The sequence below is a fragment of the Limosilactobacillus oris genome (assembly GCF_025311495.1).
GTDB classification, from domain to species: Bacteria; Bacillota; Bacilli; order Lactobacillales; family Lactobacillaceae; genus Limosilactobacillus; species Limosilactobacillus oris_A.
This window is the reverse complement of the sequence record NZ_CP104398.1, coordinates 831,408-857,791: the sequence shown is the minus strand read 5'-3', so window position 1 is coordinate 857,791 and position 26,384 is coordinate 831,408. Positions and strand designations below refer to the sequence as shown.

Genomic DNA, 26,384 nt, shown 5'->3' with positions numbered 1-26,384 from the left:
AAATGATCTCCATCTTCCTGTCCGCCGTCTCCGGTGTCCTGATTATCCTAATAATGGTCGTCGTCGGCTTCGTGCTGAACGAGCGCGGCTGGTTTAACGAACAATCGCCCCGAGTTATTTCCCGGCTTGTCACCCAAATCTCGCTTCCGTGCTACATGGTGACCACGATCATGCACGACTTTTCGGCGGAGCAGTTGAAGACCCTGCTACCGGACCTTCGCTATCCGGTGATTTCCATGCTGATTCTCTTTGCCCTTTCCTTTGCGGTGGCACGGGCAATTGGCATCAAGCGCGCCCACATTGGTCTCTTTTCGTCGATGTTTTTTAATTCCAATACCGTCTTTATCGGCCTGCCCATCAACCTTGCCCTATTCGGCAACTCATCAATCCCGTACGTTCTCGTCTACTACATGGCGAACACGACCTTCTTCTGGACGCTTGGTGTCTGGCTGATTCAAAAAGACGGTTTGCACGAGGCCAAGATCGACCCACTCACGGCCATCAAGAAGATTTTTTCACCGCCACTGCTGGGCTTTATCCTGGGGGTCATTTTAGTAATGCTCCACGTCAGCCTGCCGAAGTTTATCATGAGTGACCTCTCTTACATCGGCGCCCTGACGATTCCAATGTCGATGATCTTTATCGGGATTGCGATTTCCAACGCCGGCCTCAGCCGGATGCGGCTTTCCCGGGACGCCTGGGGGATTTTGCTGGGTCGCTTCCTCTTTGCACCCGCGTTGATGGCCCTGTTGGTATTGCCGAGTTCAATGTCGCCGCTGATGAAGCAGGTCTTTATTCTCCAGGCTGCGATGCCAGTAATGACTAACGCCCCGGTTGTTTCGAAACTCTACCACGCTGACGATAGCTACGCCGCCATCATGGTGACGGAAACGACGGTTTTAAGTGTGATTGTGATTCCAATCCTAATGGTAATCATCAAGACCTTCCTGTAGGATTTCTTGGTAAAGGCAACGAAAGTACGCTATTATTGAAAAGGTAAAGGGAGTGCGAGAATGAAGATGGTAGACTTAGTAATCGTTCGTCATGGTCAGAGCCAGGCCAACCGGGATAACATTTTCACCGGTTGGACGGATGTCCCGCTGACACCGAAGGGAATTGAGCAGGGCGTCGCGGTCGGCAAGGCACTCAAGCGGACCGGCATTCAATTCGCCGATGCCAACACGTCCTACATGGCCCGGGCGATTGTCACGACTAATATTATTTTGGGTGAAATTGACCAGTTATATATTCCGGTCCACAAGACCTGGCGCTTGAACGAACGCCACTATGGCGCCTTGTCCGGGCGTAATAAAGCTGTTGTGAAGGCGGAAGTCGGTGCTGACCAGCTGCACCGCTGGCGGCGAGGTTATACCGAAGTACCGCCGAAACTGGCTCACCACCAGCATGACCGCCGTTATGACCGGCTTGGAGTACAGATGCCGTTGAGCGAAAGCCTGGCGATGACCCAGCGGCGCTTGCTACCGTTTTGGCAAGACCAGGTGGCTCCCCGGCTCCTGGACGGCAAAAACCAACTGATCGTAGCCCATGGGAGTTCGTTGCGGGCCCTGATTAAATACCTGGATAAAATTCCAGACGATGAGATTGACCAGGTTGAAGTACCAAATGGCAAGCCAATCTGGTACCGGTTCGATGAGCACCTGCACGTAGTTAAGAAGACCTTTATCACGACGGAGGACGAATAAGATGGTAATTCATGAGATTGAAAATAATCCAGAGCTGACAGGACAGGTACGCCTGATTGACAACGTTACTTACGCGGCGGTGGATGGGCGGCCGCTTAAAATGGCGATTCTGGAGCCCTGGACCCAGCGCTTCCCCCTCAAGTACCATCCTGCGCCCCGGCCGCTGATCGTCTTTGTCCAGGGTAGCTCCTGGCGGGTTGGCAAGATGGGGGAACAGATTCCCCAGCTGGTTCAGTTTGTTAAGGCGGGCTATGTCGTGGCGACAGTTCAACACCGGAATACCCTCGATGGCTACCCGTTCCCGGCCTTCCTGGAGGACGTTAAGACGGCCATCCGCTACCTGCGGCGGCGAGCAGTTAAGTTTGCGATTGATCCCGACCGGGTAGCGATTTGGGGGACGTCCTCCGGTGCCAACGCGGCAATGCTGGTCGGCCTGACCGGTGATGATCCCCGTTATGCTGGTCACCTCTATCGGACCGAGTCTGACCGGGTCAACGCGGTCGTCAGCTGCTTTGCCCCGATGGACGTGCTCGACACCTTCGACTACACGGCGGCGGTCCCGGGCAGCGAACTGCTCAAGTTCTGCTTGCTGGGGATGGATCGCAAGAAGTGGCCGGAAATCGCTAAGGATATGAGCCCGCTCGACCAAGTCAAACCGGGACAGGATTACCCGCCATTCCTTCTCTTTCACGGCGATGCTGACAAGGTCGTCCCTTACCAGCAAATGGTCAAGATGTACGATAAGCTGGAAGCGGACGGCTATGATGTTGCCGCTTACCGGGTAAAGGGTGCCAACCACGAAAAGGATTTCTGGAGCGAACGAATCTACCAGACCGTTCTGGAATTCTTGGATAAAAAAGTGAAGTAAGTAAAAAGGTCGTAGCCGGACGAAATTTCGTCCAGTTACGACCTTTTGCTATCCATTAAATTTATTTTCTTAGGCCAGCGTTCCCATTGGGTCCCATGGCTTGAGAACGATTGGGTCTTGCGCCTGTTCCTTCAGTAGCTTGTCAGACAGGTACTTCTTGTTGATGACAACCTGGAAGCAGTACTGGTCCATCCACTCGTTGCTCATGACGAAGTAGCCCTTGTGACCGACCTTATTGCCCCAGGAGTTTTCGACCTTCCACTTGGTTGGTTTGCCGTCCACAATATCAACCCCGGTCAAGACCATTGCGTGGTCCATCATGCTCTGACCGTAATCAAGCATTTCGGCCTTGGTCATGTCGAGGTCCACGTCGAAGAGTTCGTCGTACTTGTAGGTGTTGAGGGCCATGATTCCGAGCTTGGTTTCGGAGTACTTAACGACATCGGAACCGAACCAAACGCTTTCACCGGCCTTTAACTGGTCAATCGCCAGCTGCTTGAATTCGTCCATTGGCAGGTTGAGGTGCTTGATCTGGCGGCCCCCGACCACGTTCCCCAGCATATCAATGGTGTAGGTCTGGTGGTACTTCTTGTCCGCGGTTGGGGCCTGGATGATTGATACGTAGTCGTCCAGGTTCCAGCCGACGTACTTCTTAAAGAATTCCTGTGGCGTGATGTTGGCATCGCGGTGGTATTCATTGTCCTTCTTGGTCCGGTATTCGAAGTCAAAGTGTTGGACTGGTTCGCCAAAAGTGTAGGCCAGCATCCGGTAGACCTCGTTGAGCATCTTCTGCCGGGTAGCGTTTAATTCGTCTTTGCTGGCGTGGTCGTTGTTGATCATCCCCCGCAAGATGACGGCGTCGTGGCGGAGCTTGTTGTTTAAGACGTCGTTGATTCCCCGGGAGTTGCTGGAGTTGAATGATTCTGGCATGGCGGCCTTTGGCATCACCCCGTACTTGCTGATTAGGGCACAAAGCATATCCCATTGTCCACCATCGCTTTGCGGTGCAGCCATCAGCCAGGCTACCTTCCGGCTATCGGTGGGCTTGTTGGCCGTCCGAATAACGTTTTCGTAGAAGTAGTTGGCCTTTTCAAACTTGTCCCAGAAGAATTGGTAGGCCTGGGAGAGCTCAAAGTTGTCGGGCAGGTTGAACTTCTGCTGCATCTCGTGACGCATGGTGTTGAGGGCGGCGAACATCCAGCAGCGGCCGGATTGCTTTTGGTCAGCTACGTCTCCCGTCTTGAGGTCAATCGAAAAGTGCGGGGTGTCGTCAGCAATGGAGTGCCAATCAAAGCTGGCATTGCGGACCCCGTTTTTGGTGACGGTGCGCTCTAAGACGCGACTGTCCCGCCGGCTGTTGTAGTCGGCCCGGAAATTAGCGATGTCTTCGTTAGAAATGGAAAAACTCATTAAAAATCCTCCTTAGCATTACTTAAACTTTATTATAAAACAAAACGAACAGGGAGTGGGACAGAACTAGCTTGTCTAGTTCGTAGTCCCACCCCCGCAAGGATGGATACGCCGCGCAGCAAGCCTATTTGGGGTAGCTCAAATGCTGATTTATCAGCGCTTGAACTACCAGCCAGCTACTGCGTTGAGGCATTACTAGCTTTAAAATATTAAAAGGTTGGGTTAGTTCCCAGCCTCTTATCTAAATATCCGTTACCGGGCGTGCAAAATTTTCGGACCATTCTGGGTGCCGACGATGACGTCGTTGACCCGGTTGAGGAAGAGACCGGTTTCAACGAGCCCGACCATGTGGATCAGTTCGTCGGCCAGTTCTACCGGGTGGTCAATTTCTTCCAGGTGGAGGTCGATGATGTAGTTCTTCTCGTCAGTCAGGAACTTGTGGTCACCGTCCATCCGCCAGCTTGGCTTGTAGTCCTTCTTTTCCAGCCGGTTGAAGACCAGTTGAGCGCCAAAGGGGATGACTTCGACTGGCAACGGGAACTTGCCGAGCTTGTGGACCAGCTTGCTTTCGTCAACGATCCAAATGATCTTGTTGGAGGCATTGGCAACGATCTTTTCCCAGAGGAGGGCGCCACCGCCACCCTTGATTCCCTGGAAGTCGTCGCTGACCTCGTCGGCTCCGTCAATGCACAGGTCGATGTGGTCAACGTCGTCAATATCCTTGATGGTAATTCCCAGGTCCCGGGCCTGTTTAGCCGTCCGGGTGGAGGTCGTAACCCCGATGATGTCGGTGAGCTTGCCTTCCTGGACCTGCTTACCGAGTTCATCGACCATGTAGCGGACCGTGGAGCCCGTTCCCAGGCCGACGATCATGCCGGACTTAATGTACTTGACAGATTCCCGTCCCGTTTGTGCTTTTAATTCGTCTTGATTCATTTTCATCCTCCTAGTTGAGATTGATCCGATCTTTTGGCAATAGCAGTTCTTGGTATTCCAGATGCTGCTTAAACTGGGCCTTAGCGTAAGGACACATTAACTTGACGGTCCAGTGCTGTTCCTTGGCGTAGTCCACAAAGTGTTGGACCAGCCGGGCAGCGATGCCTTGGCCCTGGTAATCAGGGTGGACAAACACACGCTCCACCACGACCCGGTCGTCGCTGACGGCGGGGAAACTGATTTCGCCAATCAACGGCTGACCAGGGTCGCTGGCAACAATCCGGTGATCTTCAACTTGAAATTGCATCTTAATCACATCCAATCAACTTTAATTTTCAATAAAGTCAGCTGAAAAGTCAAGCTAAGCAATACCATTCACTTTTAATCTATCCTATAATATTAAAAGCACTGATTACGTTAACGAGGTGAATGAAAGTGAAACGTGGATTTAAAATTGTCACGGCCAAGAAGGACCAGGGGCTAACCCTCCCCCAGCGGCAGACAGCTCAGGCCGCAGGGTATGATTTTGCTGCCTCAGAAGATTTTACCCTCCCGTCAATCTGGAAGGGGAATTTTCTCAAAGCACTGTGGACCCTTCACCAGCAAAAGCAGCTGGGCGACGCTGATTTTCAGGCGGCGGATAAGTGCCTGAAACCATACCTGGTCCCAACTGGCATCAAGGCCTACATGGGCAAGGACGAGTTTCTCCTGTTAGCCAACCGGTCGAGTGGTCCTCTCAAGCGGCGGCTAATCCTGCCCAACGGAATCGGGATTGTTGATGCCGACTACTATGACAACGAGAGCAACGAGGGAGAAATTTTCTTCCAATTAATTAACTTTGGCTTGAAAGATTACCACATCAAGAAGGGCGAACGGATTGGCCAGGGAATTTTCCTGCCCTACCTGCTTGCCGATGAAGAAACAGCCCCCCAGGCCCAGCGGACAGGTGGCTTTGGTTCAACGAAAAAGTAAGGAGAAATAAGGAATGGCAAAGGTACGGACACAGTACGTGTGTCAAAATTGCGGTTATAGCTCCCGCCGTTACCTTGGTCGGTGCCCCAACTGCGGGGAATGGAACTCGTTGGTAGAAGAACAAGTTCAATCAGAAAGCAAGGCCGCGGCGACGCGGGCAACGACGACCCTGACCGGGTTGGTTGCTAAGCCGCAAAAAATTAGTGAAATTAATAGTAAGGAAACGCCCCGGGTCAAGACCAAGCTCAATGAGCTGAACCGGGTTCTCGGTGGTGGGATCGTTCCTGGCTCCCTAATCCTGATTGGTGGGGATCCCGGTATCGGGAAATCAACCCTCCTTCTTCAGGTTTCCGGCCAGCTCAGTGACGAACACCACCGGGTCCTGTATGTTTCAGGAGAGGAAAGCGGCACCCAGATTAAGATGCGGGCAGAACGCCTCGGCGTGTCCGGGGATGAATTTTATGTTTACCCGGAAACCAATATGGATAGTATTAAGGAAACGATCCGTGACCTCAAGCCCGAATACGTAGTGATTGACTCTGTCCAAACAATGCAGGCAACGGACGTCAGTTCAGCAATCGGTAGTGTTTCTCAAATTCGGGAAGTTACTGCCCAGTTGATGCAAATTGCCAAGAGCAATAACATTACGGTTTTCGTCGTGGGCCACGTGACCAAAGGCGGTGCCCTAGCCGGGCCGAAGATTCTGGAGCACATGGTGGACACAGTGCTCTACTTTGAAGGGGACCTCCACCATACTTACCGGATCCTCCGCTCGGTCAAGAACCGTTTTGGCTCGACCAATGAACTGGGGATTTTTGAAATGCACACCAACGGCCTCAGTGAGGTCAAGAACCCCTCAGAGATTTTTCTTGAGGAACGACTTCGTGATGCCACCGGTTCTTCCGTAGTGGTTTCCCTGGAGGGGACGCGGCCCATTCTGGTAGAAATTCAAGCCCTGGTGACTCCCACGGTCTACGGGAATGCGCAGCGAACTGCTACCGGTTTAAGTCGAAACAGAGTATCATTGATAATGGCCGTCTTGGAAAAGCGAGCCAACCTGATGCTGCAAAATCAGGATGCCTACCTCAAAGCAGCGGGCGGTGTCAAGCTGGATGAACCGGCAATCGACCTGGCAATCGCGGTCAGCATTGCTTCCAGCTACCGGGATAAGGGGACACGTCCCGCCGACGCCTTCGTTGGCGAAGTCGGTTTGACCGGTGAAATTCGCCGGGTGAACCGGATTGAACAGCGGGTCGCTGAGGCGCAGAAGCTCGGCTTTGAACGAATCTTCATCCCCAAGAACAACTTAAAGGGGTGGACACCACCAACCGGGATTGAGGTCGTCGGGGTTACGACTTTACGTGAAGCACTCCGGCTGGCCCTCGGCTAGGTTAATTTTAAGGAGGGATGCAATTAATGCTGAAACGAATAATTCGCTTGATTTATATATTGCTTGGGGCAACGGTTGGTTTTTACTACCTGCCACTGCTCTGGGATGTTTTTAACTGGCAACTTGACCGTTCGCTTTTGTTCTTCATGGATGTTGCCATCGGTGCTATTATTTTTTGGTTATTATCCTTAGCACTCATGAAGCCAACCCTGAACGTGATTCACCAGGTGGAGCATGACCTGACCAGCAAGAGCCCGATTTATATCTTCTTTGGGGCCCTGCTCACGATCCTGGGCCTTGTGCTGGCCGTCCTAATTTCAATTCCCCTCTGGCGGACCCGGATTCCGGTAATCAACAATGTTTTGCCGATTCTGCTGATGATTGTCTTCAGTTACTACGGTTTCAAGATTGGGACCTCACGGTTGGATGATTGGAAAAACCTGGCAACCCTGCGCCGCAATAAGGACGCTGGGGGCCAGCATGAGGTCATCAAGCAACAGGACGCCAACTATCACCATTACAAGATTTTGGACACTAATATCCTGATTGATGGGCGGATCTACGACCTGGTCAAGACCGGCTTCTTAGAAGGAACCCTACTGGTGCCGAATTTCGTCCTCTACGAGCTGCAATACATTGCTGACTCGGGCGAAAGCATCAAGCGGGTCCGCGGTCGGCGGGGCTTAGATATTTTGAATAAGCTGCGCAAGGAAAAAATCGTTCCAATCGAGATGTACGACGGTGATTTTGAGGATATTCCGGAAGTCGATAGTAAGCTGATTGCCCTCGCCAAGAAGGTCAACGGGGCGATCGTCACTAACGACTACAACCTCAACAAGGTCATCCAGTTCCAAAACGTTGATGTCTTAAACATCAATAACCTGGCAAAGTCGCTGCGTCCACGGGTCATTCCAGGCGAAAAGCTCAACGTGGTCGTGGTCAAGAAGGGGACGGAACGCCAGCAGGGGGTTGCCTACCTGGATGATGGCACGATGGTCGTAGTTGAGGATGGCCGTTACTTCATGAACCAACCGATTGAGGTCGAGGTCACCAGCGCCCTCCAGACGGATGCGGGGCGGATGATTTTTGCCCGGCCGGTACACTCCCAAAAGGGAATCAATAGTCAAAATCCTGCCAAGGATAAGAAGGACAAGAAGTAATCTCAAAATGATGAATTAATAATGGCTAGGTGCGTGACGGCACACACCCAGTCTTTCGAAAGCAAAATGGGCTCCAGAGCTCGGCAAACTGATATGCTCCCTTTAGAGTAGACACGGAATTATACAAAATTCTGTATCTAACTCTAGGGGGAGTTTTTATGTCCAATCGAACTAGTAATCATACTCTAAATCAGCGGCTAGTAGCCGTGGTAAAGGTTCTGGAGAGAAAGCACTCTTTAAGCGGGGTGGCCCGAGAACTGGGAATTGCCAGGACAACTTTAAGAAGGTGGATCGTTAACTACCAGAATAATGGGGTGGCGGGCTTAAAGGAGTCACACACTTGTCGCCGTTATCCTACTGACCTCAAGCGAGCGGCGGTCCTGGATTATCTGGACAATCATTACTCGCAACTAGAGTGCTGTCGTAAGTATAATATCTCCAGTCGTAGTCTTCTCATGCGTTGGGTGAACCAGTATACTAACGGTAAAACCTTGAAGAAGATTACGGGAGGTTCTACCAAGATGAAAACACCGCGGAAAACTACTTACGATCAACGGCTGGAAATTGTCCACTTCACGCTTGCCAATGATAAGGACTACCAAACAGCGGTGAGGAAGTATGGTGTTTCTTACAGCCAGGTTTATAGCTGGGTTCGGAAATATGAACGTGACGGTCGAAAAGCACTCGTTGATCATCGCGGACATCAAATGCAAAAACCGGCTTTGGCTAAGTTAAGTAAAGAAGAACAATTGGAACGGCGGATTAAGGAACTAGAAGCCCGCAATCAAGACCTCGCCGCGGAAAACTTCTTCCTAAAAAAATTAAGTGCCCTGGAGGACGAAGACAAGAAGTAAATAATCGTAGTCATCTGATGCGATATCAGGCCATTCAGGCTACTTGTCAGGCTTTTCCAGGGCAATTAGTCAAGCGACTTTGTGCTCTTGCCCAGGTCTCACGATCAGCTTACTATCGCTGGCTTTCCCGACCACTTCCTACTAAAGAAGCAGTCAATAAGCAACTAAAAGCGCGGCTCAGACAGGCCTATTGGGAAATGAAGGGTACCTGGGGCTACCGCAGACTAACGATGCTCATTAATCGCCGCTATAACTGCCACTACAACCACAAGCGCATTCGGCGACTTCTCGTTGAAATGAACCTGCGGGCGGTGATTCGTCGTCCTCGTCACAGCTGCACAATCGCTCGTGGACAAAGCTATGAGCCGAACCTCCTTAACCGCGATTTCACAGCTAAACGGTTAAATGAAAAGTGGGTAACTGATGTAACATATCTGACTTATGGTAATGGTCAAAAAGCCTATCTCAGTGCTGTTAAGGACTTATACAACGGCGAGATTATTAGTTATGTCGTTAGCCAGCGCAATGACAACCCATTGGTAATGAAGACGCTTGAACAGGCTTTAAAACTCTATCCGACTGCCAAACCATTACTTCATAGTGATCGTGGTTTCCAATACACTTCCAAGGAGTTTGCTCGTTTGACGGCCGAGCATGGTATCAGTCGCAGTATGTCCCGCGTCGGGAAGTGCATTGATAATGCCCCGATGGAAAGTTTCTGGAGCCACTATAAGGACGAGGCCTACTATGGACAAATCTTCCGAAGCTATGAGGAACTAGTCACTTCAATTGATCAATATATCTACTTCTACAATCATCACCGTTATCAAGTAAAATTAAACAGCCTGACCCCGGTAGAATACCGGCATCAAGCTGCCTAACATTCATTGTATAATTACCTGTCTACTTGACAGGGTGCAGTCCAAACTGCCGAGCACTGGAGCCCATCTGTGTACTGCGCCGTTGTTTGGCTAGCTAGTACAAAAAAGAGATAGCTTGGGAGCTATCTCATTAGGGAGTATTACGATAATCTTGGGGGAGATTTCGCAATTTTTATTATTTTTTCGGTTACTATTGGGAGGAGTAATTGAAAAATAATAGGTTTCATTGAATGTAGTAAGGATTGCTCCTTGCTACGGTTATTATAGTAACAATTAAATGTGAAGAAAGTATGACCAAAATTCCAAAAATTGTTTATGGTGAGAAAATCCCGAACCGGTAGGCCGAATGTGTTAAAATTATTGGGAAGATTTCAATCAACGATGGGAGAAGATCAAAATGCTGAAGATATACAATACTTTAACCCGGCAAAAAGAAGAATTTAAGCCCCTCCACCCGGGGGTTGTTAATATGTATGTCTGTGGTCCCACCGTTTATAACTATATTCACATTGGCAACGCGCGTAGTGCCATCGCCTTTGATACCGTTCGTCGCTACCTTGAGTTTAAAGGCTACCAGGTCAACTACGTTTCTAACTTCACCGACGTGGATGACAAAATGATCAAGGCCGCTCATGAGCAGGGGATTACCGTGCCCCAACTGGCGGATAAGTTCATCCAGGCTTTTATGGCGGACACGACGGCGGTTAATATTGAACCGGCAACCAAGCACCCCCGGGCAACCGAAAACATTCCCGACATCATTGCCTTTGTCCAAACACTGATTGAGAAGGGGTATGCTTACGAAAGCGACGGGGATGTTTACTACCGGGCGCGGAAGTTTGCCCACTACGGTCAGCTGTCTGGGCAGTCGATTGACGACCTGGAAGTTGGTGCCAGTGAACACGTCAGCGCCGATGAGATTGGCAAAAAGGAGGACCCGATGGACTTCGCCCTCTGGAAGGCGGCCAAGCCTGGTGAAATCAGCTGGGATTCCCCATGGGGCCAGGGCCGTCCTGGCTGGCACATCGAATGCTCGGTAATGTCCACAAAGTACCTCGGTCAGACCCTGGATATTCACGCCGGTGGACAGGACCTTGAATTTCCCCACCACGAAAATGAAATTGCCCAGAGTGAGGCGGCGACCGGCCAGCTCTTCGTCCGCTACTGGATGCACAATGGCTTTGTAACGATTGGCAAGGACAACGAGAAGATGAGCAAGTCCCTGCACAACTTCATTACTGTCCACGATATTATCAAGACGGTCGACCCGCAGGTGCTACGCTTCTTTATGGCAACGACCCAGTACCGGCGGCCCATCCAGTACAGCGAGGATAACCTGACGGATGCTAAAAATAACCTGGAACACATCCAGACCGCTTACGACAACCTGACCTACCGACAGCAGGACGCGGCAGCAGGAGACGACGCACTGGTAACCCAGCAGCTGGCAGACTTTACCGCACGCTTTACCACGGCCATGGATGATGATATCAACGTGCAAAACGGGATTGCCGTGGTTTATGAGCTGGTCAAGGCGGCCAACACTTACGCCCAGCAAGCAGCGGTCAAGCAGGGGGCCCTCCAGGCATACAAGGACAAGCTGGCCCAGCTGATCAGCATCTTTGGCATCAAGCTCGTTGCCCATGATAACCACATTGACGACGAACAGATCAAGGCGCTGATTGAGGAGCGGAACCAGGCCCGGAAGAACAAGGATTTCGCTCGCAGCGACCAAATTCGGGATGAATTAAAACAACAGGGGATTATCCTTGAAGATACTCCCCAGGGAACGCGTTACAAGAAGGAGCAGTAATAAGCAAAAGTATGGAAGAAGCAAACTACCAGCAGTTGAACGGGATTGCGCTCGCCTACCTGGGCGACGCCGTCTATGAAGTGTTTATCCGCCAGCATTTATTAAGCACGGGGCTTAGCAAGCCCACCAAGCTGCAGCACATTGCGACCCACTACGTCTCAGCAAAGGCTCAGGCAGCGCTGATCGACCTGATGAAGGCTGATGAGCTCTTGACCGCGGAAGAATGGGCCTACTTCAAACGGGGCCGCAACGCTAACAGCCACACCCACGCCAAGCACACCTCGGTGCTGACTTACCGTATTTCGACGGGGTTTGAGGCCCTGATGGGGTACCTCCAGCTTTCAGGTCAGCAAGAGCGACTGGCTGAACTAGCAGCATGGTGTATTAAACAAGTTGAAGAAGGGCGGACAAAGCATGAAAACTGAAAATACTGACTTTATTATTGGGCGCCACCCCGCGGTAATGGCCCTCAAGGCCGACCAGGAAATTAACAAGGTATTCGTCCAGGCCGGACTGAAAGCAGACGCGATTGCGGAAATCATTAAGCTCGCCAAGCAGAAGCGTCTGGTAGTTTCCACAGTTCCGAAGACGAAACTGGACCAGCTGACTGACCACCAAAACCACCAGGGGGTAGCGCTGGCAGTGGCGGCTTACCAGTACGCTGACTTGGACGACCTCTTTGCAAACGCCGCCCAAAAGCAAGAGGACCCGTTTTTCCTGATTTTGGATGAACTGGAAGATCCCCACAACCTGGGCTCGATTATTCGAACTGCGGATGCGGCCGGGGTGCACGGGATTATCATTCCCCGGCGCCGGGCGGTGGGGTTGACGTCGGTCGTGGCGAAGACTTCAACGGGAGCGTTGGAACACGTGCCCGTTGCCCGGGTTACTAACCTCGTTCAGACCGCCAAGGAGTTGCAAGACCGTGGCGTTTGGCTCTTTGGAACCGACATGAAGGGGCGGGACTACCGGACCTGGGATGCCCATGGTGCTGTGGCACTGGTAATCGGTAATGAAGGCAAGGGAATTTCGCCCCTGCTCAAGAAGAACTGCGACGAGATGCTGACGATTCCGATGATTGGCCACGTTCAGAGCCTTAATGCCAGTGTTGCCGCCAGCCTGTTGATCTACCAGGGCTTTAATTCCCGGCACCCCTTATAAGCCCGGTTAGCTTGCTTTTCCCTGGGGATTCGTGATAGTCTATACTGTACGTGGAGGTGTTAGTATGTCCCAAAAGAAGGTGGCCTTGGAATGTACCAAGTGTGGGGCGCGAAACTATACGGTGGCCGCTAATCCACACCGCCAAGACCGGTTAGAGCTGCGCAAGTTTTGCAAACATTGCGGGGAATATACATTGCACCGCGAGAGTAAATAGTGGAGGATACTATGCACTTGATTCGATTTATTAAAAGTGTTAACCATGAAATGAAGCTGGTTGTTTGGCCAACGGCACGGGAAAACCGGCGGGATACGACAATTGTTATTTCCCTGACCCTATTTTTTGTCCTGTTCTTTGCCCTCTTCGACTGGTTAATTCAATCATTTATGAAGCTATTTGTTTAACAATAGTGGCAAAACAAATAGCGGTCTGCTATACTAACTGTGATGAGCTTCGTGGAGATACGAAGTTTTTTTATTTTGGCAAAAGTTAAATCAAAGAGGAGGATTCATCGTGGAATCGCATGAAAAACGTTGGTATGTGCTGCATACCTACTCTGGTTACGAAAACCGGGTGAAGAGCAACTTGGAGTCACGGGCCCAATCAATGGGGATGCAGGACTACATCTTTCGGGTAGTGGTTGCGGAAGAAACGGTTCGGGAAGTTAAGGATGGCCAGGCTAAAGAGGTCACTGAAAATACTTTCCCCGGTTACGTCCTGGTCGAAATGATCATGACTGACCAAGCGTGGTACATCGCCCGGAATACGCCAGGGGTAACCGGATTCTTGGGTTCTCACGGTGGTGGTTCCAAGCCAACGCCGCTGCTTCCCGATGAAGTAGAGCGGATCATGAAGCGGATGGGGGCTGACATTACCGTCAGTGATATTGACGTCAAGGAAGGCGACACCGTCAAGGTAATTGCTGGACCGTTCGCTGACCTGACCGGGAAGGTTACCGAAGTCGACCATGAAAAGCAGAAGCTGAAGGTCAATGTCGAAATGTTTGGCCGGGAAACGTCTGCCGAATTAGGCTTTGACCAGGTCGATACGGTGGAATAGTTGCCCTGCGCGAGGAGGTGCCCCATTAGCAGTTGCTTCGCGGAAAGGGCAACATCCAGGCTTGAAATGCCCGTCTAATTATGGTATTTTTTTAAGGTATGCTATTAACATACTGTGGGAGAGGTAAATTTTCTGCCTCATCATGACCACAACACGGACTAAGGAGGTTTTGTCTCGTGGCAAAGAAAGTAGCTAACGTTGTCAAGTTGCAAATTCCTGCCGGTGCAGCAACACCAGCTCCACCAGTAGGTCCTGCACTTGGACAAGCAGGTATTAACATCATGGGCTTCACGAAGGAATTCAACGCACGGACCGCTGACCAAAAGGGTATGCTGATCCCAGTTGTAATTACCGTTTATGAGGACCGTTCATTTGACTTCATTACTAAGACGCCGCCTGCTGCTGTCTTACTGAAGAAGGCCGCTGGTGTTGAACACGGTTCCGGTGAACCTAACACGAAGAAGGTTGCTTCTGTAACCAAGGACCAAGTTAAGGAAATCGCCGAAACGAAGATGCAAGATCTAAACGCCGCTGACGTTGAAGCAGCGATGCGCATGATCGAAGGTACTGCACGGAGCATGGGCTTCACTGTTGAAGACTAATTGCTCGGCAGTCCGGACGTCCCATTAAAGTGGTGCGTCTCCGTGGGAGGTATTAACTCCGTTAGACCACATTTGCAAGGAGGAAAAAACACAAGATGGCTAAGAATCGTGGTAAGAAGTACCAAGATGCGCTTAAAAAGGTTGACACTAAGAAAGCTTACGCTGTTAACGACGCAGTTCAATTGGTAAAAGACATTGACTTTGCTAACTTTGACTCTTCAATCGAAGTTGCATTCAACTTAAACGTAGATACTAAGCAAGCAGACCAGCAATTACGTGGTGCCGTTGTTTTGCCTAACGGTACTGGTAAGGACCAAACCGTGATCGTCTTCGCTGAAGGTGACAACGCTAAGGCTGCTGAAGAAGCCGGTGCTGACTTTGTTGGCTCCGATGACTTGGTAGAAAAGATCCAAGACGGCTGGTTAGACTTTGACGTTGCAATCGCTACGCCAAACATGATGCCTAAGGTTGGTCGCCTGGGTCGGGTCCTTGGTCCTAAGGGCTTAATGCCAAACCCGAAGACTGGTACGGTTACGATGGACGTTGCCAAGGCTGTTTCTGACGCCAAGGCTGGTCAAGTAACTTACCGGACTGACCGGGATGGTAACGTTGCTGTGCCATTTGGTAAGGTATCCTTTGACACTGACAAGCTGGTTGAAAACCTGAAGACGTTGGAAGACATCGTTGTTAAGGCTCGTCCTGCTTCAGTGCGTGGTACTTACATCAAGCACGCCTCCATCGCTTCAACTTTCGGCCCAAGTGTTACGCTTGACCTGGAAAGCTTCTAAGCATGGGATAATCAAGAGAGGTTGGGAATTAACTCAACCTCTTAACTATTTTATAGATTAATAATGCCTCAGCGCAGTAGCTGGCTGGCAGTTCAAACGCTGATAAATCAGTGTTTAACCAACCTAGCCATCCTTGCGGAGGTTCGAAGACAAACACCCCAAATCAGCTTGCTAGCCGATTTGGGGTGTTTTTTCTCACTCTCTTTTATTTTTTAAATTAATTTACTGATGGTAACGGCCGGTTTGAACCAAAATTAATTTAAATTAGCTTCTTGCAAAATGTGCTTCACAATCGCAACTTTGTATTGTATACTACAAAACAATGATATTTCTATTAGAAATATCTAATTTATTATTAACCACGAATAAGGAGTGACGACAATGACAGAGTTTAAATTTTCTAAACGAGTTCCAGCAGACGGCACGGATGCGGTTGGGGCCATTTTAAAGGCAGCGGCGGATCCGCAAATTATTTCCTTTGCTGGTGGCCTGCCAGCTCCTGAATTATTCCCGGTTAAGGAAATGCAGGCGGCGGTTGACCTGGCCTTTGAAGAACACGGCCAAGAAGCCATGCAATACGGGGCCGCCAAGGGTGTAACCGCCCTGCGTGAACAAATCTTAGAACACGTTAAACAAAAGGAAAACGTGACGGGTGAGTTAGAAAATGTCCTGGTAACCACCGGTTCTGAGCAGGTGCTGGACTTAGTAGGGAAAGCATTTGTCAATCCTGGCGACACCGTCCTGGTTGAGCAACCGACCTACCTTTGTGCCCTGGACGTCTTCAAGTCCTACGGTGCTGATTTTGTCAGTGTCGAGATGGACGATGATGGGATGAAGATGGATGCCCTCGAGGCAGCGCTGAAGGCGAACCCATCGACTAAGTTAATCTACACGGTGCCAAACTTCCAGAATCCGACCGGGCGGACAATGCCAGCGGACCGGCGCCAAAAGCTCGCTGAGTTGGCTGCTAAGTACGATGTCCTAGTGCTGGAAGATAACCCGTATGGTGAGATTCGCTTTGCTGGCCAGCACGTGCCCGCGGTTAAGTCCTTTGACAAGGATGGCCACGTCCTGTACATGAGTACTTTCTCAAAGACTCTGGCCCCCGGCTTCCGGCTTGGCTGGTTAGTGGCCGATGCTAAGGTAGTTGATAAGCTGACGGTGCTTAAACAGTCTGCTGACCTCCACACCGACAACCTGGCCCAGTACGCCGTGGTTGAATTCTTGGTGCATAATGACTTAGACGCCCACGTTAAGGAAATCAGCGCGCTCTATGGCAAGCGCAAGGAATTGATGGTTGAAGGAATCAAGGAATACTTCCCGGCCGGCGTTAAGTACACCGATCCGGAGGGTGGGATGTTCCTCTGGGTCGAAGTGCCGGGGGTTGATGACACGGTTGAGTTATTTAAGCAGTGTCTGGAACACAACGTGGCCTTTGTTCCGGGCGACCCGTTCTTTGCTGGCAAGCCACAGCCAGGGGCCTTCCGCCTGAACTACTCCAACGCCGAAGAGGACAAGATTAAGGCGGGGATGAAGCAGTTGGGTGAAGCCCTCCAAGAAGCAGTGAAGTAAATTAATTTATAGAAAAATGGAGGCTGGGAATTAACTCAACCTCTTTAATATTTTAAAGTTAGTAATGCCTCAGCGCAGTAGCTGGCTGGCAGTTCCAACGCTGATTTATCAGCGTTTGACCAACTTAGCCATCCTTGTGGAGGTTCGAAGACAAACGCCCCAAATCAGCTTGCTAGCCGATTTGGAGCGTTTTTTCTCACTCTCCATTTACGTTAAGTCCGAGTTATTTTAATTTCATCCTGTCTAATGGTACCAGGTGTGTGTGGTGTCGTAGCTTGTAATAGAAGTAGAAGAAGATAAAGAGCGGGACGGACATGTAGGTAATCAGGATGTTGGACCAGTCCAGTTTGATGAAGGCGTCAACGTTCTGTCCCGCAATCACAATGACACAAAGGACAAAGGCAAAGATGGGACCGAACGGGAAAAGGCCGGCGTGGTAGTCCAATTCGTCCAGTGAATGGCCCTGCCGCAGGAAACCACGGCGGAAGCGGAAATGAGCAATAGCAATCCCCAGCCACTCCATAAAGCCGCCTAAGCTATTCGCGGAAATCAGGTAGTTGTAGACGTTGGGACCGATAAATTGGAGGGCCCACATGGCGAGGCTAAGCGCGGCCATTGCCAGAAAACTCAAAATGGGAATCCCCCGGCGGTTAACGGCCCGGAATCCCGTCCAGAGGAAACCGTCCATTGACTGGGAGAAGAGGATTCGGGAGATGGCGTACAGCCAGGAATTAGCCGATGACAGGACCGCAATTAAGATTACGAAATTCATGATGCCCGCAGCGTAGCACAGCCCCGCATACTGGAAAATCAGCGTGAAGGGACTGGTGATAATATCCTTGACGTCGGAACTCAATAGGTTCTTATTCGTGTAGGGCAGGATGCAGGCGATGACAAAAATCGTCAGGACGTAGAATAATAAGATTCGCCAGAATGTCGCATGGATTGCCCGGGGAACACTGTGCTGCGGATCGGCAGACTCCCCGGCGGCAATGCCGACCATTTCGGTTCCCTGAAAGGAGAAGCCGGAGACGACAAAGGCACTGATGATGCCGGGAATTCCGTTGACAAACGGCGCTTGCTTGTAGGTAAAGTTCTTAAAGCCGAGCGCGTGATGCCCACCGATTAGGCCCATGATAACCGCAATGCCGACAATTACGAAGATAACTACGGCCGCGACTTTGAGCAGGGCCAGCCAAAACTCGGTTTCCCCGTATGCCCGAACCGAGAAATAGTTAATGATAAAAATAATGACAAAGGCAAGCAGGCTGAAAATCCAGCCGGGAACGTGGGGAAACCAGAAGTTCATGACGATGCCAACGGTCGACAGTTCAACCGCCACGGTAATCGCACCGCAGAACCAGTAATTCCAGCCCATTGCGAAGCCGAGCGCTGGGTCGACGTAGCGGTTGGCGTACTCTGCAAACGACCCGCTGCGGGGATTATAGGTTGCCATTTCAGCTAGACTGGTCATCAAAAAGAACACCATTAGTCCCATAATGGAATAGGCGACGAGGCTGCCACCGGGACCCGCCGTGGTGATAGCTGAACCGGAGGCAATAAACAAGCCGGTACCGATCGTGCCGCCAAGAGCGATCATTGACAGGTGACGGGACTGGAGCGTGTGCCGGATATGGCCTTGATTATGCAAATTAATCACTCCTTCTTTACGATATCCAGTTTAATGATTTCCTTACTTAATGTAAAATGCTTATTTTAGAAGAATTATAATTCGAAAAAGGAATCGGGATAGATTGCAAAAGGTGCTTTACAGCAAGCCAACGACTATGCTATACTATTAAAGTTGATTAAATATGACTCTGCCTAAGACTCAGGTGGCGCAAGCCTTAATATTGCCTGCCGAGGAAGAAATGTAAATTCCTTCTCTATGTCTGCGGTCATAGGGATTTTTTTATAAATCCGATCAAAATACATTGCAGGAGGTGAAAATTCATGAGTGAAGCAGCTATTGCTAAGAAGGCGGAAGTCGTTAAGCAAACCGCTGATTTGATTAACGCCGCCCAATCAGCTATCGTTGTTGATTACCGTGGTTTGACTGTTGCCGAAGTTACTGACTTGCGTAAGCAGCTCCGTGATGCCGGTGTCAAGATGTCAGTTATCAAGAACAAGATTCTTGACCGGGCCGTTGAAGGTACCGACTACGAAGATCTGCGGTCAACTTTTGTTGGTCCAACTGCTGTGGCTTTCTCCGATGAGGACCCAATTGCCCCAGCTAAGATCTTGAAGAAGTTCGCTGACGATCACGACGCTCTTGAAATCAAGGGTGGCTTCATCGAAAAGAGTGTCAAGACTCTTGATGAAATCAACGAATACGCTACGATGCCTAGTCGTGAAGACCTGTTGTCCATGCTTGCATCTGCATTGCAAGACCCAATGCGGAAGATTGCCCGGGCAGTCAAGGCCGTTGCCGACAAGGAAGACGAAGCCGCATAATTACCGTTTATCGGTTCAATATCAAATCAAAATCAATTACCTAAATATTGGAGGAAATAAACATGGCTTTTGATAAGGATGCTATCATTGCTTCATTAAAGGAAGCATCAATTTCTGACCTTAACGATCTTGTTAAGGCAATCGAAGAAGAATTCGACGTTTCAGCTGCTGCCCCAGTTGCTGTTGCCGGTGCTGCCGGTGGCGACGCTGCTGCTAAGGACAGCTTCACTGTTGAATTGACTGAACCAGGTGCCGCTAAGGTTAAGGTTATTAAGGCCGTTAAGGACATCACTGGTGTTGGCCTGAAGGACGCTAAGGACCTTGTTGACGGTGCTCCTTCTGCTATCAAGGAAGACGTTAAGGAAGACGAAGCTAACGACATCAAGGAAAAGCTTGAAGCCGCTGGTGCTACTGTTACCCTTAAATAGTTCTTTAGCGAGGTTGGGTATTAACCCAGCCTCTTTTTTATTTTAAAATTAATTCTGTCACGGCGGAGCTGACTTATTATTAGGACTTGAAAAGGGGGAGTGAAATGAAGGTGTGTAGCGCACTCCCGCTTTTTTTATAGGTGCTGCATAGAGGTGAATAGATCACCGCACACCTTCAATTCTGTTATCTACTGATTAGTCGTTTAAAAGCCCGCCGGCACTTCTTTCTTATGATTTGATTTTTATTAGTCGATAGTCAAGGAAAGCCACTAGCCATTATCAATCACTAGGTCGCCAAAATATAGATATAAAAAATTTAATCGTCCTTGAAAGTAAGCGCTTTGCGTTGTAAACTTAACATGTAATAAGCAATTATTGTTAAACTGTGATAAGTTATTTCGTTTACTGGAGGGGATTAACAATGGATATTGTTAGTTTAGCGCGTTTCCAGTTTGCGATGACGACGGTTTTCCACTTTTTCTTCGTCCCATTTACCATTGGGACGGGCCTCGTCGTTGCAATTATGGAAAGCATGTATGTCCATACGAACAACCCGTCATATAAAAAGATGACGAAGTTCTGGGGCAATATTTTTATGCTGAGTTTTGCAGTCGGTGTTGTTACCGGGCTGATTCAGGAATTCCAATTTGGGATGAACTGGTCAGACTACTCCCGGTTCATGGGGGATATCTTTGGTGCGCCACTAGCCTTTGAAGCTCTGCTGTCGTTCTTTATTGAATCAACCTTTATCGGTCTGTGGGTCTTTACCTGGGACCGGGTCAAGAAGGGGCTGCACTTATTCTTTATGTGGATGATTGTCTTTGGGACCATGACGTCCGCCCTGTGGATTTTATCAGCGAACTCGTTCATGCAGCACCCGGTTGGCTTTACCGTTCGCAACGGCCGGGCCGAAATGGTCGACTTTGGCGCCTTACTGTCTAACCCGCAATTAATGTTTGAATATTCTCATGTTCTATTGACTGCGGTCCTGACTGGGGCCACCATTATCACTGGGCTGGCCGCTTTTCAGCTACTGAAGAAGCGGGCCCTGTCCGATGAAAACAAGCTGATTTACCACAAGACGATGCGGATCGGCTTGACCTTGATGCTGATCTTCTCACTGGGTGCCATCGTCGCCGGTGATATGCAGATGCAGTACCTGATCAAGGAACAACCAATGAAGTTTGCGGCGACCGAAGCGGTTTACAAGACCACCAAGAGTCCGGCACCGTGGACGGTCGTTGGGATTGCCGATACCAAGACCCATCAGGTCAAGGGGAAGGTTGAAATTCCTGGTGTTCTGAGTGTTCTTTCCTATCACAAACTGTCTGGTTCAGTTGAAGGGATGGAAGAAATCAACGCCCAGCTTGAAAAGAAGTATGGTACCCACATTGATGGGCAGAAGATGAACTACTACGTTCCGGTTAACACCCTCTTCTGGAGTTTCCGGGTAATGTGTGGCTTTGGGGCATTACTTTTCTTGGTATCAATCGTCGGTTTGATTATGACCAGGAAGAGTAAGCCAACCCTTTACAACCACCGGTGGATGCTTTGGGTCTTGGCAATTTTGACCTTCTCACCATTCCTGGCTAACACCGCTGGTTGGTTCATTACCGAGTTTGGTCGGGCACCGTGGACCGTTTACGGACTTTTCACCATTGCCCAGAGTGTTTCGCCAAACGTTTCGGTTGCGTCACTGTTGACGTCCAATATTGTTTACTTCGTCCTCTTTACCGTTCTGGCAATTATCCTGATTGCACTGATCGTTCGCTTCCTGCGTAACGACCCAGTGGAATGGGATGAGGCCCAGGCAGATAAAAAGGCCACGGATCCATTCGCAAAGGGGGCCTTCTAAATGTCATTTCTGCAAATCTTATGGTTTATCCTGATTGGCGTCCTGTTTGCGGGCTTCTTCTTCCTGGATGGCTTCGATTATGGGGTCGGTATGGCTGTTGGCACGCTTGCACACAACGAAGGTGAACGGACGCAGCTGATCCGGTCAATTGGCCCGGTCTGGGACGGCAATGAGGTATGGCTAATCACCGCTGGTGGTGCCATGTTCGCGTCATTCCCGTACTGGTACGCAACCCTGTTTTCTGGTTACTACCTGATTCTACTGCTGATTTTGGTCAGCTTGATTCTCCGGGGTGTTTCCTTCGAGTTCCGGGCGAAGAGTTCTGATAGCAAGAAGCCGATTTGGGACCGGATTATGGTCTGGTCCAGCTTCTTTGCTCCTTTCCTCTTCGGGGTGATGTTCATCTCGATGATCAAGGGGATGCCAATTGATGCCGCGGGCAATATCCATGCCCACTTCTTTGACTACTTTAACTGGTTCTCAATCGTTGGCGGGATTGCCCTGGCACTGCTGACCTACCTGCATGGTCTAAACTACATTACTTTGAAGACCAAGGGCCCGATCTCTGAACGGTCCCAGAACTATGCTCAGGCACTCTACTGGGTACTGTACGTTGGTGAAGTAGTCTTCGCACTGCTCCTATTGTTCCAGACCGACTTCCTGGCGGTTCACCCAATCGCCACGCTGGCATGCCTGGTTCTGATCGTCGGCTTCTCTGTTTGGGCCCACATTTCGACCTTTAAGAACAAGCAGGGGCAAGCATTTACGGCGAGCGGCTTAACCTTGATTGCGCTGGTTGCACTGATTTTCTGTGGACTCTTCCCACGGGTAATGATTTCTTCAATCAGCAGCAAGTTTGATTTGATGATTCAGAGTGCATCCTCATCCAATTACACCTTAATTGTGATGACGATTGCCACGGTTATTTTGGTACCATGCGTCTTGGCATACACGGTCTGGGCTTACTGGATTTTCCGGAAGCGGATCGCTATGCCACGCGTAGGGGAGGCAAATTATTAATGATTGATCGAGAGCTATTTCAACTCGCGGGAGCTAAATCAATCAGTCGGAAGCTTGCGGGACTGGATGTTCTGCAGGCTTTTTTGATTGTTGGACAAGCGCTGGCACTGAGCGCCGTGATCACGCAATTATGGCAGGGACATGCGCTAAACTGGCCGCCGCTGCTGGCGTTTGCGGTGTGCTTCACCGGCCGCCAGCTCTTGAACTTGCTGAGTGAACGCTGGTTAGACTATTACGCGGGGCAGACCGCGCAGGTATTACGCCGCCGGTTGCTGTCCAAGCTCTTCCAACAGGGCCCCGCGTTAGTGCAAGCGCAGGGGACGGGGAGCATGATTACGATGGTCCTTGACGGGGTGGCGGAAGTCCGTCAGTACATCAAGCTAATCTTTTCAAAGACCCTGACGATGATGATTGTGCCGGTGATTGTCCTGATTGCGGCCGGCTTCTTAGACCTGCGTTCGGCAATTATCCTGCTGATTATGTATCCGTTAATCGTAATGTTTATGATTATTCTCGGGAAGGCGGCCCAGGCGAAGGCGGAGAAGCAGTTTGGCAACTTCCAGAAATTATCAAATAATTTTATTGATTCACTGCGGGGAATTGCGACCCTGAAGTACTTGGGCCTGAGCAAACGCTATTCCAGAAGCATTTTCAATTCGAGCGAGCACTTCCGGGAACGGACGATGCGGGTGTTGAAGATTGCCATGCTGTCAACTTTTGCACTGGACTTCTTCACGACCCTTTCGATTGCGGTAATTGCGGTTTATCTCGGTTTTGACCTGATTAAGGGGAAAATCGACTTATATCCCGCCCTCGCCGTCTTAATCTTGGCGCCGGAATATTTCTTGCCAATTCGCAACTTTGCCAGCGACTTCCATGCGACCCTCAACGGGAAAAATTCGTTTAAACGGATTCACCAGTTGATTAACCGGCCGGTGGCCCCAACGGCTGACCTTTCCCTGCATGAATGGCAGGCGGAGGACGAATTAAAGCTGGACCAGATTCAGTTTAAGTACCCGAATGGGGTTGCTATCGCGCCCCTGTCATTAAGCATTCGTGGCTACCAGAAGGTCGGCATTATTGGGATGAGCGGCGCCGGGAAGACGACCCTGATCAACCTGCTCAGCGGTTTCTTGACCCCTACCGCGGGCCAAATTACCATCCAGGGGCAGGCCGCGGCCACCCTCGATATCCCTGACTGGCGCAAACAGCTGCTCTATATTCCACAAAACCCGTACGTCTTTACGGCGACCCTGCGGGAAAATATCGCCTTTTACACTCCGGACGTTAACGATGAGCAGGTCTTGCAGGCAATCAAGGTGGTTGGCTTAGAGGACCTCCTTGCCGACCTGCCAGACGGATTGGACACTGTAATCGGCAGCGGCCGCCGGGTGCTGTCCGGTGGTCAGGCCCAGCGGATTGCCTTAGCCCGGGCCTTCCTGGATAAACAGCGGCGGGTCATGATCTTTGACGAACCGACTGCCCACCTGGATATTGAAACCGAGTTAGACTTGAAGAAGCGGATGCTGCCGCTGATGGATCACCGGCTGGTATTTTTCGCTACCCACCGGCTGCACTGGATGAAAGAGATGGATTATATTTTGGTGATGAATCATGGCCGGTTAGTTGGGCAGGGGACCTTTGCTGATCTCCAGCAGCACAATGAATACTTCCAGCAGTTGATGAAAGAAATGCGGGGTGAAGACTAGATGTTTAAGCGGATTCCCTTATTACGCGCCTTAAAAGCTGACCGCTGGGTCCGGCCCTTTTTGCGGCGTTACCGGAAAACGTTGATTTTTGCAATTTCCGTTGGGATCGTTACTTTTATCTGTGGCGCCGGGTTAATGTTCAGTGCCGGTTACCTAATCAGTAAGTCGGCGACCCGGCCAGAGAATATCCTGTTAGTCTACGTGCCAATTGTTTTGACCCGGGCTTTCGGGATTACCCGTCCAGCCTTCCGTTATCTGGAACGGCTGGTGAGTCACAACTGGGTACTCAAGATGACTTCCCGCTTGCGGCAGCGCCTCTACAATACTTTAGAGCATGATGCAGCGTCGTTTTCTAGTAAGTACCAGCTTGGTGATATCCTGGGGCTCCTGTCCGATGATATTCACCACATCCAGAATTTATACCTGCGGACCCTCTTCCCAATGTTCGTGGCCTGGGGCTTGTACGCCCTGATTGTGGTTGCCTTCGGAATCTTGTCGCCGCTGATGGGACTGTGGATGTTGCTTCTCTTTGGCCTGATGATTTTTGCCATCCCGCTCTGGTCAGTGCTGGTTAACGGGGCCCGGCAGGAGTATGAGAAGCAGGTTAAGGACCAGCTCTACGTTAACCTGACCGATAACGTCCTGGGAATCGCTGACTGGGTGCTGGCGGGGCGGAGTAATGCCTACCTCCAGCTTCACGATCAAAATGAACAGCAATACCTGGCAACTGCCCGAGCCATGCATAAGTTTGAGCGGCTTCGCGACTTCTTGATGCAGGTGCTGGTCTTGCTGTTAGTGCTTAGCCTGGTTATCTGGGGCGCGGCCCGGTTCGGCGGTCAGCCCGGTGGCCCGGCAAACTGGATTGCGGCCTTCGTTTTGGCGGTCTTTCCGCTGATTGACGCCATCGCACCCCTGCCCGCGGCCGCCCAGGAGACCAACGTTTATACCAATTCCTTGGTGCGGTTAAACGACCTGCCGGCACTTGCGGAGCGGCCAAGCACAGCGCCAACTATTGAGGCCCCCTATGAGCTGAAGGTTCAGGATCTCCACTACACTTATCCCCAAACGAGCAAGGAAGTGTTGCGGGGCATTAGTTTAACCATCAAGCCAGGGGAAAAACTGGCAATCCTGGGGCGGAGCGGCGCCGGGAAGAGCACCCTGGCAGCATTGCTCCGTGGCGACCGGATTCCGTCAGCTGGGAAGGTGACTTTGAATGGGGTCCCGACCGACCAATTTGGTGACCAGATTGCGGACTACATCAGCGTCATCAACCAGCAACCCTACCTGTTTAACACGACGATTGCTAACAACATTCGGCTGGGAAATGAAGAGGCGAGCGATGATGACATCTGGGCGGTCCTCCGAAGAGTAGGGTTAGCCAAGATGGTGGCAGCCCTGCCTCATGGTTTAGACACCAAGGTTGATGAGGCGGGCCTGCGCTTTTCTGGTGGGGAACGCCACCGGTTGGCCCTGGCGCGGATTCTGCTCAAGGACACGCCAATCATCCTGCTGGATGAACCGACAGTCGGTCTTGACCCGATTACCGAGCAGGCCGTTATCAATACGATTTTCGAGCAGCTCGCTGGTAAAACGCTGATTTGGATTACCCACCACCTGCAGGGAATTGACCAGGTCGACCAGGTAATCTTCATTGAAGATGGTCAGCTTGCCATGCACGGGACACCGACAGAATTATGGCAAAGCAACCAGCGTTACCGGGAACTAAAAAAAGCCGACCAGGGACTTTAATC

Annotated in this window: 27 protein-coding genes and 1 other annotated feature; of the genes, 23 read left to right on the top strand and 4 right to left on the bottom strand. The window is 50.6% G+C overall.

Features of this window, described 5'->3' with window-relative positions; genetic code table 11:
• Window positions 1–2 precede the first annotated feature (2 nt).
• The 3 genes from N4599_RS04455 (at window position 3) to N4599_RS04445 (ending at window position 2,571) form a co-directional block, all read left to right on the top strand.
• Window positions 3–953, top strand: a complete 951-nt coding sequence (locus N4599_RS04455; RefSeq protein ID WP_260902479.1) for an AEC family transporter — start codon at window positions 3–5, stop codon at window positions 951–953.
• 66 nt (window positions 954–1,019) lie between these two features.
• Window positions 1,020–1,703, top strand: a complete 684-nt coding sequence (locus N4599_RS04450) for a 2,3-bisphosphoglycerate-dependent phosphoglycerate mutase (protein WP_260902476.1) — start codon at window positions 1,020–1,022, stop codon at window positions 1,701–1,703.
• Window position 1,704: 1 nt separating this feature from the next.
• Complete coding sequence (locus N4599_RS04445; RefSeq protein ID WP_260902247.1) at window positions 1,705–2,571, top strand: alpha/beta hydrolase; 867 nt, start codon at window positions 1,705–1,707, stop codon at window positions 2,569–2,571.
• Window positions 2,572–2,640: 69 nt separating this feature from the next.
• Here N4599_RS04445 and N4599_RS04440 read toward each other — a convergent pair whose 3' ends face one another.
• The 3 genes from N4599_RS04440 to N4599_RS04430 form a co-directional block, all read right to left on the bottom strand.
• A complete protein-coding gene (locus N4599_RS04440) occupies window positions 2,641–3,981 on the bottom strand; it encodes a C1 family peptidase (protein ID WP_260902245.1) in 1,341 nt (446 codons plus the stop codon).
• A 252-nt stretch (window positions 3,982–4,233) separates the two neighbouring features.
• Window positions 4,234–4,917: a ribose-5-phosphate isomerase RpiA gene (rpiA, locus tag N4599_RS04435; protein ID WP_260902242.1), complete on the bottom strand. Its 684-nt coding sequence runs from the start codon at window positions 4,915–4,917 to the stop codon at window positions 4,234–4,236.
• Between the two features lie 10 nt (window positions 4,918–4,927).
• Window positions 4,928–5,224: a GNAT family N-acetyltransferase gene (locus tag N4599_RS04430; protein WP_260902240.1), complete on the bottom strand. Its 297-nt coding sequence runs from the start codon at window positions 5,222–5,224 to the stop codon at window positions 4,928–4,930.
• Window positions 5,225–5,352: 128 nt separating this feature from the next.
• Here N4599_RS04430 and N4599_RS04425 point away from each other — a divergent pair, with 128 nt between their 5' ends.
• From N4599_RS04425 to N4599_RS04360, 14 genes are all read left to right on the top strand, one after another.
• Window positions 5,353–5,889, top strand: coding sequence for a dCTP deaminase/dUTPase family protein (locus N4599_RS04425; RefSeq protein WP_039930098.1), 537 nt, complete (start codon window positions 5,353–5,355; stop codon window positions 5,887–5,889).
• A 13-nt stretch (window positions 5,890–5,902) separates the two neighbouring features.
• Window positions 5,903–7,279 (top strand): DNA repair protein RadA, encoded by a 1,377-nt coding sequence (radA, locus tag N4599_RS04420; protein WP_062812459.1) that lies wholly within the window; start codon window positions 5,903–5,905, stop codon window positions 7,277–7,279.
• 26 nt (window positions 7,280–7,305) lie between these two features.
• Complete coding sequence (locus N4599_RS04415) at window positions 7,306–8,439, top strand: PIN/TRAM domain-containing protein (RefSeq protein WP_260902235.1); 1,134 nt, start codon at window positions 7,306–7,308, stop codon at window positions 8,437–8,439.
• A gap of 158 nt (window positions 8,440–8,597) precedes the next feature.
• Window positions 8,598–9,293 carry a helix-turn-helix domain-containing protein gene (locus tag N4599_RS04410; RefSeq protein ID WP_062812850.1) on the top strand — a complete coding sequence of 232 codons (696 nt, stop codon included), beginning with the start codon at window positions 8,598–8,600 and terminating at the stop codon, window positions 9,291–9,293.
• A 17-nt stretch (window positions 9,294–9,310) separates the two neighbouring features.
• On the top strand, window positions 9,311–10,174 hold the full coding sequence (locus N4599_RS04405) for an IS3 family transposase (protein ID WP_260902233.1): 864 nt from the start codon (window positions 9,311–9,313) through the stop codon (window positions 10,172–10,174).
• A 397-nt stretch (window positions 10,175–10,571) separates the two neighbouring features.
• Window positions 10,572–11,987: a cysteine--tRNA ligase gene (cysS, locus tag N4599_RS04400; RefSeq protein ID WP_260902231.1), complete on the top strand. Its 1,416-nt coding sequence runs from the start codon at window positions 10,572–10,574 to the stop codon at window positions 11,985–11,987.
• Window positions 11,988–11,998: 11 nt separating this feature from the next.
• A complete protein-coding gene (locus N4599_RS04395; protein WP_004564552.1) occupies window positions 11,999–12,412 on the top strand; it encodes a Mini-ribonuclease 3 in 414 nt (137 codons plus the stop codon).
• Window positions 12,402–13,148 carry a 23S rRNA (guanosine(2251)-2'-O)-methyltransferase RlmB gene (rlmB, locus tag N4599_RS04390; RefSeq protein WP_062812457.1) on the top strand — a complete coding sequence of 249 codons (747 nt, stop codon included), beginning with the start codon at window positions 12,402–12,404 and terminating at the stop codon, window positions 13,146–13,148. Before N4599_RS04395 ends, rlmB begins: the two co-directional genes overlap by 11 nt.
• Before the next feature lie 64 nt (window positions 13,149–13,212).
• A complete protein-coding gene (rpmG, locus tag N4599_RS04385; protein ID WP_191363201.1) occupies window positions 13,213–13,362 on the top strand; it encodes a 50S ribosomal protein L33 in 150 nt (49 codons plus the stop codon).
• Between the two features lie 11 nt (window positions 13,363–13,373).
• Window positions 13,374–13,550 (top strand): preprotein translocase subunit SecE, encoded by a 177-nt coding sequence (gene secE, locus N4599_RS04380; protein ID WP_003716062.1) that lies wholly within the window; start codon window positions 13,374–13,376, stop codon window positions 13,548–13,550.
• Between the two features lie 109 nt (window positions 13,551–13,659).
• Window positions 13,660–14,205, top strand: coding sequence for a transcription termination/antitermination protein NusG (gene nusG / locus N4599_RS04375; protein WP_003716015.1), 546 nt, complete (start codon window positions 13,660–13,662; stop codon window positions 14,203–14,205).
• A 176-nt stretch (window positions 14,206–14,381) separates the two neighbouring features.
• Window positions 14,382–14,807: a 50S ribosomal protein L11 gene (rplK, locus tag N4599_RS04370; protein ID WP_260902224.1), complete on the top strand. Its 426-nt coding sequence runs from the start codon at window positions 14,382–14,384 to the stop codon at window positions 14,805–14,807.
• 95 nt (window positions 14,808–14,902) lie between these two features.
• Complete coding sequence (rplA, locus tag N4599_RS04365; protein ID WP_003716166.1) at window positions 14,903–15,595, top strand: 50S ribosomal protein L1; 693 nt, start codon at window positions 14,903–14,905, stop codon at window positions 15,593–15,595.
• Window positions 15,596–15,976: 381 nt separating this feature from the next.
• Window positions 15,977–17,167 (top strand): aminotransferase-like domain-containing protein, encoded by a 1,191-nt coding sequence (locus N4599_RS04360; RefSeq protein WP_260902221.1) that lies wholly within the window; start codon window positions 15,977–15,979, stop codon window positions 17,165–17,167.
• Between the two features lie 223 nt (window positions 17,168–17,390).
• Here the strand turns inward: N4599_RS04360 and N4599_RS04355 are convergent, their stop codons facing one another.
• Entirely contained in the window at window positions 17,391–18,767 is a 1,377-nt protein-coding gene (locus N4599_RS04355; protein ID WP_260902474.1) for an amino acid permease, read from the bottom strand.
• Between the two features lie 205 nt (window positions 18,768–18,972).
• Window positions 18,973–19,089 (top strand) — a sequence feature (ribosomal protein L10 leader region).
• A gap of 31 nt (window positions 19,090–19,120) precedes the next feature.
• On the opposite strand from N4599_RS04355, the gene rplJ reads away from it, so the two are divergent.
• The 6 genes from rplJ to cydC all read left to right on the top strand — a co-directional run bounded on the left by rplJ (window position 19,121) and on the right by cydC (window position 26,382).
• Complete coding sequence (rplJ, locus tag N4599_RS04350; protein WP_003716123.1) at window positions 19,121–19,621, top strand: 50S ribosomal protein L10; 501 nt, start codon at window positions 19,121–19,123, stop codon at window positions 19,619–19,621.
• A gap of 62 nt (window positions 19,622–19,683) precedes the next feature.
• Window positions 19,684–20,049, top strand: a complete 366-nt coding sequence (gene rplL, locus N4599_RS04345; protein WP_003716085.1) for a 50S ribosomal protein L7/L12 — start codon at window positions 19,684–19,686, stop codon at window positions 20,047–20,049.
• 421 nt (window positions 20,050–20,470) lie between these two features.
• Entirely contained in the window at window positions 20,471–21,904 is a 1,434-nt protein-coding gene (locus N4599_RS04340; RefSeq protein ID WP_260902218.1) for a cytochrome ubiquinol oxidase subunit I, read from the top strand.
• Window positions 21,905–22,924, top strand: a complete 1,020-nt coding sequence (gene cydB / locus N4599_RS04335; RefSeq protein ID WP_260902216.1) for a cytochrome d ubiquinol oxidase subunit II — start codon at window positions 21,905–21,907, stop codon at window positions 22,922–22,924.
• The gene (gene cydD, locus N4599_RS04330) at window positions 22,924–24,633 is read left to right on the top strand and encodes a thiol reductant ABC exporter subunit CydD (RefSeq protein ID WP_260902213.1); all 1,710 of its coding nucleotides are present in this window, start codon (window positions 22,924–22,926) and stop codon (window positions 24,631–24,633) included. Before cydB ends, cydD begins: the two co-directional genes overlap by 1 nt.
• Window positions 24,634–26,382: a thiol reductant ABC exporter subunit CydC gene (gene cydC, locus N4599_RS04325; protein ID WP_260902211.1), complete on the top strand. Its 1,749-nt coding sequence runs from the start codon at window positions 24,634–24,636 to the stop codon at window positions 26,380–26,382.
• The last annotated feature ends 2 nt before the right edge of the window (window positions 26,383–26,384 follow it).